At 45.7% G+C, this 16,324-nt stretch carries 13 protein-coding genes; all 13 read left to right on the top strand.

Annotated features, from left to right (window positions below):
* Positions 1-50: 50 nt before the first annotated feature.
* The 13 genes from ACMN7X_RS04590 to gltA all read left to right on the top strand — a co-directional run bounded on the left by ACMN7X_RS04590 (position 51) and on the right by gltA (position 16,308).
* Positions 51-2,621, top strand: coding sequence for an FAD-dependent oxidoreductase (locus ACMN7X_RS04590; RefSeq protein ID WP_418746316.1), 2,571 nt, complete (start codon positions 51-53; stop codon positions 2,619-2,621).
* A 294-nt stretch (positions 2,622-2,915) separates the two neighbouring features.
* The gene (locus ACMN7X_RS04585) at positions 2,916-3,617 is read left to right on the top strand and encodes a PD-(D/E)XK nuclease family transposase (RefSeq protein ID WP_418746315.1); all 702 of its coding nucleotides are present in this window, start codon (positions 2,916-2,918) and stop codon (positions 3,615-3,617) included.
* A gap of 113 nt (positions 3,618-3,730) precedes the next feature.
* The gene (locus tag ACMN7X_RS04580) at positions 3,731-4,054 is read left to right on the top strand and encodes a hypothetical protein (RefSeq protein WP_418746314.1); all 324 of its coding nucleotides are present in this window, start codon (positions 3,731-3,733) and stop codon (positions 4,052-4,054) included.
* A 158-nt stretch (positions 4,055-4,212) separates the two neighbouring features.
* Positions 4,213-5,925, top strand: coding sequence for a [Fe-Fe] hydrogenase large subunit C-terminal domain-containing protein (locus ACMN7X_RS04575; protein WP_418746313.1), 1,713 nt, complete (start codon positions 4,213-4,215; stop codon positions 5,923-5,925).
* Between the two features lie 18 nt (positions 5,926-5,943).
* On the top strand, positions 5,944-7,113 hold the full coding sequence (locus ACMN7X_RS04570; RefSeq protein ID WP_418746312.1) for a SpoIIE family protein phosphatase: 1,170 nt from the start codon (positions 5,944-5,946) through the stop codon (positions 7,111-7,113).
* 15 nt (positions 7,114-7,128) lie between these two features.
* Complete coding sequence (locus ACMN7X_RS04565; RefSeq protein WP_418746311.1) at positions 7,129-7,674, top strand: nucleotide triphosphate diphosphatase NUDT15; 546 nt, start codon at positions 7,129-7,131, stop codon at positions 7,672-7,674.
* A 12-nt stretch (positions 7,675-7,686) separates the two neighbouring features.
* Positions 7,687-8,991 carry a M18 family aminopeptidase gene (locus tag ACMN7X_RS04560; RefSeq protein WP_418746310.1) on the top strand — a complete coding sequence of 435 codons (1,305 nt, stop codon included), beginning with the start codon at positions 7,687-7,689 and terminating at the stop codon, positions 8,989-8,991.
* 22 nt (positions 8,992-9,013) lie between these two features.
* Positions 9,014-10,702 (top strand): NADase-type glycan-binding domain-containing protein, encoded by a 1,689-nt coding sequence (locus ACMN7X_RS04555; RefSeq protein ID WP_418746309.1) that lies wholly within the window; start codon positions 9,014-9,016, stop codon positions 10,700-10,702.
* A complete protein-coding gene (locus ACMN7X_RS04550) occupies positions 10,695-11,531 on the top strand; it encodes a M15 family metallopeptidase (protein WP_418746308.1) in 837 nt (278 codons plus the stop codon). Before ACMN7X_RS04555 ends, ACMN7X_RS04550 begins: the two co-directional genes overlap by 8 nt.
* A 139-nt stretch (positions 11,532-11,670) precedes the next feature.
* Complete coding sequence (locus ACMN7X_RS04545) at positions 11,671-12,339, top strand: hypothetical protein (RefSeq protein WP_418746307.1); 669 nt, start codon at positions 11,671-11,673, stop codon at positions 12,337-12,339.
* A 157-nt stretch (positions 12,340-12,496) separates the two neighbouring features.
* Complete coding sequence (locus tag ACMN7X_RS04540) at positions 12,497-13,894, top strand: UDP-N-acetylmuramoyl-tripeptide--D-alanyl-D-alanine ligase (protein WP_418746306.1); 1,398 nt, start codon at positions 12,497-12,499, stop codon at positions 13,892-13,894.
* Positions 13,895-14,023: 129 nt separating this feature from the next.
* Positions 14,024-14,914 carry a sulfide/dihydroorotate dehydrogenase-like FAD/NAD-binding protein gene (locus ACMN7X_RS04535; RefSeq protein ID WP_418746305.1) on the top strand — a complete coding sequence of 297 codons (891 nt, stop codon included), beginning with the start codon at positions 14,024-14,026 and terminating at the stop codon, positions 14,912-14,914.
* Complete coding sequence (gene gltA, locus ACMN7X_RS04530; RefSeq protein WP_418746304.1) at positions 14,914-16,308, top strand: NADPH-dependent glutamate synthase; 1,395 nt, start codon at positions 14,914-14,916, stop codon at positions 16,306-16,308. Before ACMN7X_RS04535 ends, gltA begins: the two co-directional genes overlap by 1 nt.
* The last annotated feature ends 16 nt before the right edge of the window (positions 16,309-16,324 follow it).

The raw sequence follows: 16,324 nt of genomic DNA, 5'->3' as shown, positions 1-16,324 counted from the left end.
TAAGCAAAAGTGAGGGCGAAGCAGGAGGCAGTGAAAGGAGCGATGGTTTTATGAAATATGTAATTATCGGCGGTGTTGCTGCAGGAACAAAGGCAGCAGCCAAGTTAAAACGCTGCGACAGAAACGCGGTTGTGCGGGTTTACACGAAAGGCTCAGATATTTCCTATGCGGGGTGCGGACTTCCTTATTATATCGGCGGGGATATTCCGACACGGGAGGATCTGATCGTGAATACGCCGGAGAAATATGCCGGATTGACCGGAGCAGAAGTTTTTACAGGTTATGAAGCCACGGAGATTGACAGCAATGCAAAAACAGTTGGTTTGAAAAAGAATTCGGGAGAGACGGTAACAGACACGTATGATAAATTGATTATTGCCGTGGGTGCAGATCCATTTGTTCCCCCGGCAGACGGCGTACAGCTTCCGGGAGTATTCTGTGTGCGGACTCCGGATGATGCGGTGGGCATCCGGGCCTATGTTGAAGAGGGGAAATGCCGCAGGGCGGTGGTCTGCGGCGCCGGATTTATCGGCTTGGAGGTCGCGGAAAATCTGAGGGCTCAGGGACTGGAAGTTACGGTTATTGATGCGGCCGCCCAGATCATGCCGGATGCCTATGATGAAGAGATGGCTGATTATGCAAAAAAACAGCTTAAAGCAGCCGGCATGCGGGTGCTGACATCTACCGGTTTAAAAGGCATTGAAGGCACAGATAAGGCGGAAAAGGTAATAACAGACAACGGAGCATTGGCTGCGGATGTTGTCATTCTGGCAATTGGCGTGCGTCCGGCCACGGATTTTTTATCTGATTCCGGGCTTGAGATGGTTAAGGGAACGATTTTAGTTGATGCAGAAATGAAGACCAATCTGCCGGATGTCTATGCGGTGGGCGACTGTGCCATGGTTAAAAATGCGCTGACCGGGGAAGATCAATGGTCGGCGATGGGCTCTACGGCGAATCTGGCGGCTCGGGCCATGGCAAAGGCGTTGAACGGCATTGGAAATGGTTACGGCGGATGTCTTGGCACCGGTGTAGTGCAGTTGCTTCCGACGTTAAACGGCGGGCGAACGGGGCTCACGGAGGCACAGGCGAAAGCGGCCGGTTATAAGGTCACCTCCGTGATATGTGTCGTAGATGATAAGGCCCATTATTATCCGGGGGCATCCACATTTGTTGTTAAACTGATTGCTGAGACGGAAACAAGAAAGCTGTTGGGACTTCAGGTGCTGGGGGCAGGAGCCGTTGATAAGATGACAGATATCGCTGTTATGGGGATTTCCCGGAAAATGAAGCTGGATGATTTTGATACGCTTGATTTTGCCTATGCTCCGCCGTTTTCCACGGCAATCCATCCGTTTGTTACGGCATGTTATATTCTGGAAAATAAATTGGACGGCTTATTTACATCCATGACGCCTGCCGAATATGGTGCAGGGGCCGGGAAAGAGTATACCGTGCTGGATGTTCAGCCGGCTCCGGCGATTCCAAATGCCCGCTGGATCAATCTTTCTGAGGTCAACGGGCCGATCGACGGGTTGGAAAAGGATGCAAAGCTTTTGCTTGTATGTGCAAAGGGCAAAAGAGGTTATTTCCTTCAGAATCGGCTGAAAGCTTTTGGATATACGAATACAGTTGTTCTGGAGGGCGGTGCATTTTTCAATGAGGTGAAGGTGCCGCGCAATGGTCAGAAACTTTCCGCAGAGGAGATTAAACGTGTCAAAGGTCTTGGATGTCTTCAGGACAAGAGATATGATGATGTTTTTAATGTGCGCGTCATTACCCGGAATGGAAAATTGACTTCTGAAGAACAGAAGAAAGTGGCCGAGGCGGCAGAAAAGTTTGGCTCCGGCGAAGTTACCATGACAACCCGGCTGACCCTGGAGATTCAGGGAGTGCCATACGATCATCTGGATGATCTGTTTGCTTTTTTGGCGGAAGCAGGGCTGGAAACCGGCGGAACCGGCTCTAAAGTGCGGCCGGTGGTATCCTGCAAGGGAACGACTTGTCAGTACGGATTGATCGATACCTTTGACCTTTCTGAAAAACTGCATGAGCTTTATTATATCGGTTATCATGGTGTGTCCCTGCCGCACAAGTTCAAAATTGCTGTGGGAGGATGCCCGAATAACTGTGTAAAACCGAATCTGAATGATTTGGGTATTATCGGTCAGAGGCTGCCGGAAATTGATCTGGACAAATGTAAAGGCTGTAAAGTATGTCAGGTGGAAAACAGTTGCCCGATCAGGGTGGCGCAGCTGGTGGACGGAAAAATCCGGATTTCTGAGAACGCATGCAATTACTGCGGGCGCTGTATCGGTCAATGCCCGTTTGGCGCGGTAAACGGCTCTATGACAGGTTATAAGGTTTATATCGGCGGCCGCTGGGGCAAAAAGGTTGCTGAGGGACGGCCGCTGGATAAGGTTTTCACATCGGAAGCCGAAGTGATCGACCTGGTAGAACGCGCGATCCTTTTCTTCCGGGATAAGGGTATTTCCGGGGAGCGTTTTGCGGATACCATTGCCCGTTTGGGATTCGAGTATGTGCAGGATAAGCTGCTCAACAGCAAAATCGATAAAAAGCATGTTCTGGATAAGACGGTGGTCGGAGGCGCGACCTGCTGATGGGGTAAAATTGTAAGGGTCAATGAACTCATGAAGAAACTCAAAGTTCATTGGCTCTTTCCTTTATATTAAAATGAACTCAATTTCTCGTTTTCTATTTTATTGTCGAAAGCTGTCAATCAATGATGATTGAAATCTCAGAAGTTTCTGTGCTAAAATAGTTACATCCGGGAGGCTATTCTGGCCGATCGAAATAGAAATCTTTTATTTAATCAAAAGCTTTGTTCAAAGCAATTCACTCAAAACGCGCGGAAAAAGAAAATATAAACAATGAACAGAAAGGGGAGATTGCATTTGGCAAAAGAATTAAAGGATGTTTTTCCCATGCTTCAAAGCAGGGAAGAAGTTCTGAAAAATATCCATTCGGATGAACATTTAAAGAAAATATTTTTTGACTGGAAACCGGAGGAACAAAAAGAATTTCTTGATATTTGTACCGGTGCGCATGGGGTAAAGATGCTTTATGACGGGGTATTTAAAGAAGTTATGAATCCGGAATATGCACCGCAGCGTCTAAATGATTTTTTGTCCCATGTATTGGGAGAAAAAGTCAGGGTGATGAAAGTCCTGCCAAACGATTCAACACGGCTTACGGATGAAAGTTCTTTGCTTGTCATGGATATTGTTGTCGAATTTGAGGGAGGAGCCATCGGAAATATTGAAGTTCAGAAGATGGGCTACTTATTTCCGGGAGAACGGAGTGCCTGCTATTCGGCTGACTTACTGCTTCGCCAATATAGACGGCTCAGGGATGAAAAAAAGAAGAAATTCAGTTACCGGGATATCCGCACAGTCTATACAATTGTTCTTTTTGAGCATAGTCCAAAGGAATTTCAGGCCTGTCCCAATGTATACAGACACTGCTTTGAGCAGAAGTCAGATACGGGGCTTGAACTGAACATGCCTCAGAAATTCATCTACATATCGCTTGACATCTTCAGAAAAAACATCAAAATGAAAATGGAAACACAAAAAATAAACTGGAGGCATGGCTGACATTTTTTTGCAGAGATGAACCGGAAATTATATTAAATTTAATCGAAAAGTATCCAGAATTTAAACCGCTGTATGAAGATGTCTATGAATTGTGCCGGAATGTGGAGGGAGTTATGCAGCTGTTTTCAAAAGAATTGTTGGAGATGGACCGTAACACGGTAAGATTAATGATTGATGAAATGCAGGAGGAAATCGATGGAATGCATGAGGAGCTGGATGGAGTGCAGGATGAGCTGGAGAGAAAGGCTCAGGAGCTGGATGAAATGCAGGAGAAACTTGAAGAAAAGTCTATGGCATTGAAGGAAAAGGTGGCTATATTGGGCGAGAAAGATCAGGAGCTGAAGGAAAAGGATAAAGAGATTGAATCCGTAAAACAGCAGAATGAGACTTTTGCGCGGCGTATTGCAGAGCTGGAAAAGAAATTACTGGAGAAATAAGAAAATGAAATACAAAAGAAAAAAGGTGACATGGCGGAATTGGTTTCTGAAAGGAACGGATTTCGCCATTGTTTTTTTTGAATGAAAGGTGAAAAAAATATCAAAGGATGTTATAATACAGTTAACTAACTATAGTCAGTGTACGTGAGGGAGATTTTATGAAGATTATTGATTTTAAGGATGCGAGCTGTAAGCATTGCTACAAGTGTGTGCGGTCCTGCTCGGTGAAGGCGATCCGGGTTAAAAATGCCCAGGCCCAGATTATGAAGGAATACTGTATTTTATGCGGCAAATGCCTGGAAGTCTGTCCACAGAATGCCAAGACTTTTGTCAGTGATCTGGACAGAGTAAAATATTATATCCGGTCCGGAGAAAAGGTGGTTGTCTCCATTGCACCGTCCTATCTCGGTATTATGGATTATGAAACACCGGGACAGGTGGTGGATGGTTTGCTTAAGCTTGGATTTACGGCGGTTCGTGAAACGGCGGAGGGTGCGGCTTTGGTGACCGCCGAGTATGCAAGGATTCTTTCGGAGGGACAAATGTCCAATATGATCACGACCTGCTGTCCGAGTGTGAATGATTTGATTGAAAAATATTATCCGTCGCTGGTGCGGTTTATGGCGCCGGTCGTATCCCCGATGGTAGCCCATGGGCGGCTTATAAAGAAGCTTTATGGGGAGGATACAAAGGTTGTTTTCCTTGGCCCGTGTGTGGCAAAAAAGGAAGAGGCGGAGGAAGATGAGCGAACGGAAGGTGCCATTGACGCTGTCATTCATTTTGGAGAATTAAAGGAATGGATGCAATCGGAAAATATTGTGCTCAGTGAGTGTGAGAATCGCCCAATGGAAAATCCGGATCCGAAGATCAACCGGCTTTATCCGGTCAGCCGGGGAGTCATTCAGTCGGTTATGGAGACGGAAAAGAATGATTCTTATCGGCATCTGTTTGTGGATGGCATTGAGAATTGCCGGGAACTTTTGGAAGCGATGGAAGCCGGAGAGATTCAAAACTGTTTTATTGAAATGAATATGTGCGAGGGCGGCTGTATCAAAGGACCGGCGACAAATAAGATGGAATTTTCCAGATACCGTGCCCGTTTCCATATAGAGGACCAGGTGGAATATGCACCGGCGGAAGCTCTGAAAACTCCGGTGAATGTGGCTATGGCGAAAAAGTTCTGTTCAAGGAAGGAAAATGACCATATGCCGACGGAAGAGGAAATCCAGGAAATTTTGAAGGCGACGGGAAAATATAATAAAGATCAGGAATTAAACTGTGGTGCCTGTGGGTATACAAGCTGCCGGGAAAAGGCTATTGCCGTATTCCAGGGAAAAGCGGAACTGGATATGTGTCTGCCGTATACCTTTGAGCAGGCCCAGTCCATGTCTAATCTTGTATTGGATGCGACTCCGAATATGATCATGATTATCCGCACGGATTTGAGTATCGGTGAATTTAACCGCAAGGCGGAAAATGTCTTTAAGGTTTCCAGGCAGGAGGCGGTGGGACGGTATATATATGAGTTTATGGATGCCTCTTTATTTGAAGAGATTTTGAAGACCCATCAATCGATTCAGCGCAGAAAGGCCGAGCTGGAGCCTTATGGAATGACGGTACTCATCAGTGTGGTTTACATGGAAAATCAGGATTCGCTGCTGACTATTATTCAGGATATAACATCGGAAGAAAAGGAACTGGAACATCAGTATCAGCTGAAAATGAAAACAGTGGAGGCTGCCCAGCTTGTCATTGATAAACAGATGATGGTGGCCCAGGAGATTGCCGGCCTGCTCGGAGAGACAACAGCAGAGACAAAGGCAACCTTGAATCAGCTGAAGCGGTCCATTTTAGAAGATGAGGGAAGATAGGCGGAAGGTTGGTGTGAGATGAACGTCAGTATTGATGTATCATGGAAAAGTTTAAATAAGCATGATGAGGAATTGTGCGGAGATAAGGTAGAAGTTTTAAAGACGCAGGATTCGGATATCATCATTTTGGCCGATGGTATGGGAAGCGGTGTCAAAGCCAATATTCTGGCGACGCTGGCCTCGAAGATCCTGGGAACCATGTTTTTAAAGGGAGAACCGATTGAGGAAGCCGTGGAAACCCTGGCCAGCACTCTGCCGGTCTGCAAGGTGCGGGGGGTATCCTATTCTACCTTCAGTATTCTGCAGATTTTCCATAGTGGAGAAGCGTACCTTGTTGAATTTGATAATCCGGGATGTATCTTTGTGCGCAATAAAAAGTTAATGACAATTCCGGATAATATACGTGAGATCAGCGGGCGAAGGATTCGGGAATATCGCTTTCAGGTTCAGCCGGACGATTGTTTTGTGCTGATGAGCGACGGTACAATTTATGCCGGAGTCGGTGAATTACTGAATTTTGGATGGACATGGGAGAGCATGGCGGAATATACGCTAAAATGCGTAAAGGAGACCAAATCCGCGGCCCGCATTGCATCCATGCTCAGTCAGGCCTGTGATGATCTGTATCAGCAGCGGCCGGGGGATGATACAACGGTGGCGGTAGCCAGAGTTATTGAGCGCCATATCGTCAATATTTTTACCGGGCCGCCGGAAAAGAAAGAGGACGATATCCGGCTGATGAAAGATTTTATGGCTGCGGATGGCAAAAAAATTGTCTGCGGAGGTACAAGCAGCCAGATTGCCGCAAGGTATCTGAATAAAGAGATGACAAACAATAATGATGGAACAAAGGAGGTGCCGCCGACGGCCAATATCCGGGGATTGGATTTGGTTACGGAGGGTGTGCTGACTATGAGTCATACATTTAAACTGCTTCGACGGTTTGATGAGGGCGATATTGATGCCGACTTTTTTGAGGCGCTGGACGCAGATAATGGCGGTGCAAAGCTGGCCAGGATCTTGCTTGAAGAGTGCACTGAATTGAATCTGTTTGTCGGCAAAGCCAATAATCAGGCCAATTATGAGAATAACCGGTTGTTTGACATCAGTGTGCGCAAAAATCTGGTTGTCCAGTTAAAGGATGCGATGGAGCATCTGGGCAAGCAGGTGAATATTACATATTACTAACAGGAGGAGAGCGTCATGTTTTGTGTGAAATGCGGAGCCGAATGTGAGGACTTTGAGGAGGGTGGAATTCTTCGGCAGAGGTGTATGCACTGCGGTTATATTCATTATAAAAATCCTTATCCATGTATTGCTGTTCTTGTTGTCAATGATTTCGGACAGATATTGCTTGGAAAGCGGGGAGAAAAATCTATTTATCCGGGAAAATGGTGCCTGCCCTGCGGATATATTGAGTATGATGAAACCTATGTGGAGGCAGCTGCCCGGGAAATAAAAGAAGAGACGGGAATAACAAGTCCGCCGGATGGTATTATCAATGTTGTTTCAAATCAATTTGACAACGGCGTGCATTCTCTTGTTGTGGTGATGATTTCACATTATCATGGTGATGAACCGCTGAAACCGGGGGATGATATTATCGATGCCGGCTGGTTTGATGTGGACAGACTGCCGCCGCTGGCATTTTCGGCAGATGTTTTTATTATTGGAAAGTACGAGCGGATGCTGGGGAAAGGCGGTATTACAATGTTGACGCTGGAGGGCAATTCCGTTTATGGTCATTAAGAGGAGATAGACATGCAAAGTTGCTATTCAAAAGAATTATTGGAATTTATTGAAAACAGTCCGACTTGTTTTCACGTTGTGGGAACGTTGGAAAAGATGCTGAGGGAAGCGGGTTTTGAAAAGCTTCAGGAAAACAGTCGGTGGCCGCTTGAGGCCGGCGGAAAATATTATGTGACACGAAATGGTTCTTCCATCATCGCCTTTTGTGTGCCGGAAGTTATCGACGGTTTTCATATTATAGCCAGCCACAGTGATTCGCCGACGTTTAAGGTGAAGGAGATTCCTGAAATCGGCGTAGAAAAGAAGTATACGAAGTTAAATGTGGAAGGCTATGGCGGTATGCTTATGTCCACGTGGTTTGACCGCCCTTTGTCCGTTGCAGGCCGGATACTGGCCCGTGAGAACGAGCGGATCGTTTCAAAGCTGGTAAATGTGGACAGGGATCTGCTCATTATCCCAAGCCTTGCGATTCATATGAACCGTGGAGTAAATGACGGATATAAGTTTAACATTCAAAAAGATCTGCTTCCATTGTATGGTGACGGCGAAAGCGCCGGGACATTTATGAAAGTGATTGCAGAGGCAGCCGGGGTAGACGTGCGGGATATCATGGGCCATGATCTGTTTCTTTATCCGCGGGTGCGCGGCAGCCTTTGGGGAAAAGATAATTGTTATATTTCATCTGCCCGGTTAGATGACCTTCAATGTGTTTTTTCATCAGCGAAGGGTATGATCATGGCGGAGAATTGTTCTCAGGCAGCTATGCTTGCCGTTTTAGATAATGAGGAGGTCGGGAGCACGACAAAGCAGGGTGCTGCTTCGGATTTCCTGAAGGAAACAATTTTCCGGATCTGCTGTGAAAGGGGTATGGATGCAGTGGAGCGCAGCCGGGCGATGGCGTCAAGTTTTATGATATCAGCGGATAATGCACAGGCGGCCCATCCCAATTATATGGAGAAATCGGATGCTTTTAATCGTCCGTTTATGAACGAAGGTATTGTTATTAAATACAATGCAAATCAGAAATATACGTCGGATGCCGTATCATCGGCTATATTTAAAATGATTTGTGAAAAAGCGGGCGTACCTTATCAGGTGTACATGAATCGTTCAGATATTCCAGGCGGTTCCACTCTGGGAAATATTGCAGGCACACAGATTTCAATGAACACGGTGGATATAGGCGTTGCTCAATTGGCAATGCACTCGGCCTATGAGACTGCCGGAGCAAAAGATACGGAGTATTTGATCAAAGCGTGCAGACAATTTTTTGAAAGCATTATTCAAAGTGCGGAAAATGGCTATGAAATACGATAGAAAATAAAAGAGGAAAGATGTTATGTATATTGGTGATTTTTTAAAAAAGGTTTTTAAAAAGGGAAATACGACAATTCTCATATACTTTTTTATTAATATGCTGCTTGTTGTCGGAATTATTGCCCTTTGTTTTGCCGAGGTGAATATCTTTTTAGGTATTGGGGTCGGCGTTGGATTATATGCGGTTTCTGTTATAATTTCACTTTCGTCCTTTGGCGAATGGATGCGCCGGCGCCAGCTGCATTGTATTCCGATGAGTAAAAATCCGGGACTTGAGGCAGCGGTGATGCCTTTGATCGATGAAGTGTACAGCCGTGCCAAAGAAGAAACTCCTGAGCTTGCCGGCGATATTAAATTTTATTATCTGGAGGATGACAGCGTCAATGCTTTCGCAGCCGGGAGAAAAACGATATGTATACATACGGGGACACTTCAGCGCCATGACGATGAGACAATTAAAGCTGTTTTGGCCCATGAGTTTGGACATATTGCCCACCATGATACCGATCTGGGACTGTTTGTTAATGTCGGAAACCTGATCATTAATGTATTTTTCATTTTGTGCAGTATCGGTGTAGGTATGATGCACTTGATCGGAAGTATTTTTGCTATTTTTACATCCGATGATGACGGCGGGCTGGCTTACTTTTTTGTTCAGTTGTCATCCTGGTTAAGCCAGGTAGCGTTGTCAGTGGCACAGCTTGTCTGGGTTCGGTTTGGACAGATCATGTTGGCAAAGGCCAGCAGAAATCAGGAGTTTGAGGCGGATATATTTGCTGCAAAGCTGGGGTATGGCGTTCCGTTATGCGAGCTATTTGATACGTGGGGCAATGATACGCCGAAAGATTTATTTGAGGGGATGTTCAGAGATCATCCATCCTCCCCGGAGCGTATTGAAAATCTCCAGAAGTTTGGCGTGCCGTTTACAGGGCTTTCTCCGGAAAGACGGCAGGTGCTGCTTGAGGAATATAAGCGCAGTAAGAAAAAACAGAAAAGGGGCTGCATGGTTGGCTGTGGTATTGTTGTTATTCTTGCTTTAGCCGCGATTATTGCAGGAGCCATCGGCGGTGTGCTGAAGTCTAGGGAAAACAGAAAGCACCGTGTACCGGAAACGGTTCAGACGGTATCCGAACAATCTGAGAATGTGGAAACCGAAGAAATTTTGCCGGAAACAGTTCAAAACGAGATTGGAGCGGAAACCGAAAAAGTGCCGGAAAGTGTCGATTTGGCTTCAGTTCAGGCTGTTGTCAGAGAATCATCCAATGTGGATTTATCGGCGGCGGTTCCACTGGCGTTTGCGGATGCCTATGCCAGTTCTGTTGTGGCACAGGAGGGGTATGATAACTCTTCGCTTGTTGCTATCGATGGTTTGCTGGAAACTTCCTGGCAGGAAGGTGTGGACGGAAATGGTGAGGGCGAATATCTGGAACTTTATTTGAATGGCGAGCAGCCGGTGAAATACCTCGTTCTCAATCTTGGCAATTGGCGGAGCAATGATTGGTTTTATGATAATAATCGACCGAGAAGTTTGACGATTCAGGTCGGCGATTATATCACTACTCAGGAATTCCCGGATGGTCAGATTGAGCAGTGTGTTGAATTCTCCCAGCCGGTACCGGCTTCAACAGTGCGATTGACGATCAACAGTGTCTATGAAGGAAGAGACTGGCAGGATACATGTATTGCGGAAGTGAGGGCCTATGGTGAATAAAAGAACAGTTATAGGCTTGGTTCTCTGCATGGTGTTGGCTTTGGCGGGATGCCGGGGAAATACGGCTCCGGCCAAAACCGCAGAAGAAGAATCTCAATCAAAAATGAATGTCGTAATCTCTGAGACAGCAGAGGATACAGGTGCAGAAACGGAAACTGCAGCCGGGCCTAAAATAGAAAATCTGGATGGTTTGGATGCCGGGACGGTCATTTCTCCGGAGGATATTGAAAGCGGAGAATTAGATAATTATTTTGTAAGTTATACGATTGATGACGATTTATTTAAGCGAATTTACGGGTTATCTTATAAAGAAGATTGTACGATTCCCCGGGAAGAACTGAGATATTTAAAAGTGCTTCATTACGGGTATGACCGACAGATTTATGTGGGCGAACTTATGGTGAATGCGGAGTTGGCCGGGGATTTTCTGGAAATATTTCAGGCGCTTTATGAGAATCAATATGAGATAGAAAAAATGCTTTTGGTTGATGATTTTGGAGCGGATGATAACTGGTCGATTGAGAATAATAATACGTCTGCTTTCAACTACAGAGTATCGACTCTGGATGGAGTGACCTTGTCGAATCATGCTTTCGGCCGGGCCATTGATATTAACCCATTGCATAATCCTTACGTCACCTATTATGATTGGGGAATGGATACTTATTTTGATGAGTCCATACCTTATATGAACAGAGAAGATTCATCTTTAAAGCATATGATCAACCATGAGGATTTATGCTGTCGGCTATTTATCGAGCATGGTTTTACCTGGGGCGGTGATTGGGAAAATCCGAAGGATTATCAGCATTTTGAGAAAATAGAATAATGAGGAAAGCTGTCGAATTCCGGCATACGATTATTAAAATTCAAATTGAATCTGAAATCTATTTAGAGTATAATATTAATTAACCCAGAGTGAAAGGAGGGAAGATGAAACGCAGGACAGGGAAATATTACAGACAATATTGACGACGGTATTGGATGTCCAGTCGGATGTTAAAGAACTTCAGACAGAAATGAAGGAAGTCAAAGCGGATGTCAGAGAACTTCAGACAGGGATGAAGGAAGTTAAAGCGGATATCCGGGAGATGAAGGAAGATATTCAGGGACTTCAAACAGAAATGAAGGAGGTCAAGGCGGATATCAGAGAACTTCAGACAGAAATGAAAGAAGCGAAAGCGGATATCCGGGAGATGAAGGAAGATATTCAGGGACTTCAGACAGAGATGAAGGAAGTGAAAGAGGATATCCGGGAGATGAAAGAAGATATTCAGGAACTTCAGACAGAGATGAAAGAAGTCAAAGGGGATATCCGGGAGATGAAGGGAGATATTCAGGAACTTCAGACAGAGATGAAGGAAGTAAAAGAGGACATTCAGGATACAAAAGAAGATGTGCAGGAATTGAAGACGGACGTTGAGCAGTTAAAAACTTCTGTTAAATCCATAGAGACAACTCTGGAAAATGAAGTTATTCATGGAATAAAAATCATTGCGGAGGCTCATTTTGATTTACATAGGAAACTGCATGAAGCATTAAAAATTACGAATGAAGAGGAACTGATCGCACTTCGAGTGACAAATCTTGAAAGAGAAATGCGGGAAGTGAAAGAACGGATAGATAAAATTGCATAATAAAGCGAAAAAAATCGTTACAAACAGGAGGGCCTTGTGCCGACATCCGATTTGTAACGATTTTTATCGTAGAGATAAAAAATACAGAAATTATCGACAGGTAAGGGATTTCTTGCTATAATCTACGCGGAAGAACTGTATTTTTATTATAGAAGGGATGATGAAAGTGGAAGCGATAACTGCAGGGGAGATTGTAAAGGCAGTGGATGGTACATTGCTGGCCGGAAATCCGGAAACAGTGATTGATAATATATGCATTGACAGCCGGGAAGTAAAGGAGGGAAGTCTTTTTGTTCCGATCATCGGCGAAAAGGTTGATGCTCACAAATTTATTGCTCAGGTATTGGATCAAGGAGCTGCCGGTGTTTTTATGTCCCATGGCGATGTGACGGTCACAGATAGAGTACATATCCTGGTGAAGGATACGGTGAAGGCCCTGGGAGACCTGTCTGCCTGGTATCGGAGAAAATTTCAGATGCCTATCGTAGGTATTACCGGAAGTGTCGGAAAGACATCCACCAAGGAAATGATCAGTGCGGCATTGGAAACCGGGTTTCATATTATGAAGACGGCTGGAAATCAGAACAGTCAGATTGGTGTTCCGCTGACATTGTTCAGACTGGAAAAGGGTCAGGAGATGGCTGTCGTTGAGATGGGCATCAGTGAATTTGGTGAAATGGAAAATCTGGTTCGTTTCGCAGCGCCGGATGTGGCTGTGGTGACGAATATCGGTGAAGCCCACATTGCCCAGTTCGGCAAAAAAGAAAACACTATGAAAGAAAAATTGAAAATTGCCATGAATTTTAAAGAAAAACAAAGGATTTTTTTGAATGGTGATGACCCGCTCCTGCGTCAGGCCGCAGGTACAATGAAATGTCCGGTGACCCTTTTTGGAACATCCGATGGGTGTGATTACCGGGCGGAAAATATTCACATTGAAGATGGGAAAAATTGTTTTACGCTTGTCTACCCGGGGGGTCAGGAAGATGTTGTTATTCAGCAGCTTGGCCTTCATAATGTACTGAATGCGGCGGTGGCCATTGCCGTTGCCCGGTATTTCGGTATTGAGCCGGAGAGTGCAAAGAAAGGTTTGAGGGATTACGAAGGTATTCCGATGCGTCAGCAGATTAACCATTTGTCTCGGGGGATTAAAGTTATTGATGATACTTATAATGCAAGTCCTGCTTCTGTAAAATCCGGAGTAGATGTATTAATGCAGTTGGATAATCCGGGGCGGAAGATAGCAGTCCTTGGCGATATTCTGGAGTTGGGGGATGTGTCCCGGCAATGCCATTATGATACGGGGCTTGCCATAGCAGAGAAAAGACTTGATTTGATTGTTACTGTCGGACAGGAAATGAAAGCGCTGGCAAAGGCTGTCATTGATTCGGGCGAAGGAATTGCAGTGTGCAGTTTTGATACAAATGAAGAAGCGATTCCATGGCTTCTGGAAAATATTTCCGATGGTGATGCTATTTTGGTAAAGGGTTCCAGGGGCATGCATGAGGAGGAGGTCGTTAAGGCCCTCAGAGAGAAATTCGGGATACATTTTTAAGGCTGTGTTTTAGAGACATTGTTAAGTCCTAAACTTACCTTGCATTTCTATGTAAATCGGAGTATAATCTACACACAAAATCGATACTTCAATTGGGTAAAGAATTAAAGATATTCCAGGAGGGGAAATATGTTTAAAGTACGGGAGGCCAGAAAACTGGCAGAGAAAATCTTCTTTATGGAAGTTGAAGCACCAAGGGTTGCTAAGGCTTGCCAGCCGGGAGAGTTCGTTATTGTGAGAATGGATGAGAGAGGTGAACGGATCCCGTTGACGATCTGTGACTATAATAGAGAAGAAGGAACCATCTGCATTGTGTTTCAGACGGTTGGCGCATCCACGGAGAGGATGGCCGGTTTGAAGGCGGGCGATGCCTTTGCCGATGTCACAGGCCCGTTGGGAAATCCTTCAGAATTTGTGCATGAAGATATTGAACAACTTCAGTCTAAAAAAATGTTGTTTATTGCCGGCGGCGTTGGTACCGCTCCGGTGTATCCACAGGTAAAATGGCTCCATGAACATGGTATTAAGGTGGATGTCATCATTGGTGCAAAAACAAAAGATCTGCTGATCTTGACAAAAGAAATGGCGGCTGTGTCCGATTATCTGTATGTGGCTACGGATGATGGCTCCTATGGTTTCAAAGGACTGGTTACTCAGGTGCTTGAAGATTTGGTAAAAAATCAGCATAAACAGTATGATCACTGCGTGGTCATCGGGCCTATGATCATGATGAAATTTGCCTGTCTGATGACAAAAAATCTGGATATTCCAACGACAGTCAGTCTGAATCCGATTATGGTAGATGGTACCGGGATGTGCGGCGCCTGCCGTGTCACTGTTGGCGGGGAAGTGAAATTTGCCTGTGTGGACGGTCCGGAATTTGACGGGCATCTGGTTGATTTTGACCAGGCAATGAAGCGACAGCAGATGTATAAGACGGAGGAAGGCCGGGCAATGTTGAAATTGGCTGAAGGGGATACCCATCATGGCGGCTGCGGACAATGTGGAGGTGAAGCATAATGGCAGTAAATATGACACGTGTTCCTGTGCGGGAGCAGGAGCCGCTGGTACGGGCAAAGAATTTTGAAGAAGTATGTTTGGGGTATTCGGAGGAAGAGGCTGTCGCGGAAGCAGAACGCTGCCTTCACTGTGCAAAACCACTCTGTGTGCAGGGATGCCCGGTATCGATTGATATTCCTGAATTTATTCAGGCAGTGAAAGAAAGAAATTTTAAGAAAGCTTATGATGTTATTAATGAATCATCCTCTCTCCCTGCGGTTTGCGGACGGGTATGTCCTCAGGAAACCCAGTGTGAAGGACGATGTATTCTCGGTAAAAAGGGTGACCCGGTATCCATCGGAAAGCTTGAGCGTTTCGTCGCTGACTGGGCCGGTGAAAATGGCGTCGAGCCGGCAAAGACAAAGGAGCAGCGGCCAGAGCGGGTGGCTGTGATCGGTTCCGGCCCGGCAGGTTTGACCTGTGCCGGCGATTTGGCGAAGATGGGCTACCAGGTGAAAATTTTTGAGGCGCTGCATCAGGCCGGCGGTGTACTTGTCTATGGTATTCCGGAATTTCGTCTGCCAAAGGATAAGGTTGTAGCTCATGAGGTTGAAAATGTTAAAAAGCTTGGTGTTGAGATTGAAACAGATGCCGTTGTCGGAAAATCTGTCACAATTGATGAATTGATGAATGAGGAAGGCTTTGATGCCGTGTTCATCGGTTCCGGCGCCGGACTTCCGAAATTTATGGGTATTCCGGGAGAACAGGCCAACGGTGTATTCTCGGCCAATGAATATCTGACACGAAATAATTTAATGAAAGCATTTATGAATTATGATACGCCGATTCATGCCGGCAAAAAGGTTGTCGTTGTCGGAGGCGGCAATGTGGCAATGGATGCGGCGCGTACAGCTCTCCGCCTCGGTGCGGAAACGCATATTGTATATCGCCGAAGCGAAAAAGAACTTCCGGCCAGAGTGGAAGAAGTACATCATGCGAAGGAAGAGGGGATTCAGTTCCATCTTCTGAACAATCCGGTAGAAATTCTTGTGGACGATGCCGGATGGGTACGGGGAATCCGCTGTATTCGCATGGAACTTGGAGAGCCGGATGAATCGGGCAGAAGAAGACCGGTGGAAATACCCGGCTCAGAATATGAGATTGAGGCAGACACAGTGATCATGTCGCTTGGCACTTCGCCGAATCCGCTGATTTCCTCTACGACAGAGGGATTGGATACGGATCGCAGAAAATGTATTGTTGCCGAGGAAAGCAATGGGGCGACAAGCCGTCCGGGTGTTTTTGCCGGTGGAGATGCGGTTACCGGGGCTGCGACAGTCATTTTGGCGATGGGTGCCGGGAAGGCGGCCGCTGCCGGAATTCATGAATATCTGCAAAAAAACAAAAAACATTAAAAAAACTATTGCAAAT

This window comes from Frisingicoccus sp., assembly GCF_048388605.1.
Lineage (GTDB): Bacteria > Bacillota > Clostridia > Lachnospirales > Lachnospiraceae > Frisingicoccus.
Note: the sequence above shows the minus strand (reverse complement) of the source record. Positions and strands in the feature narration are given on the sequence as shown.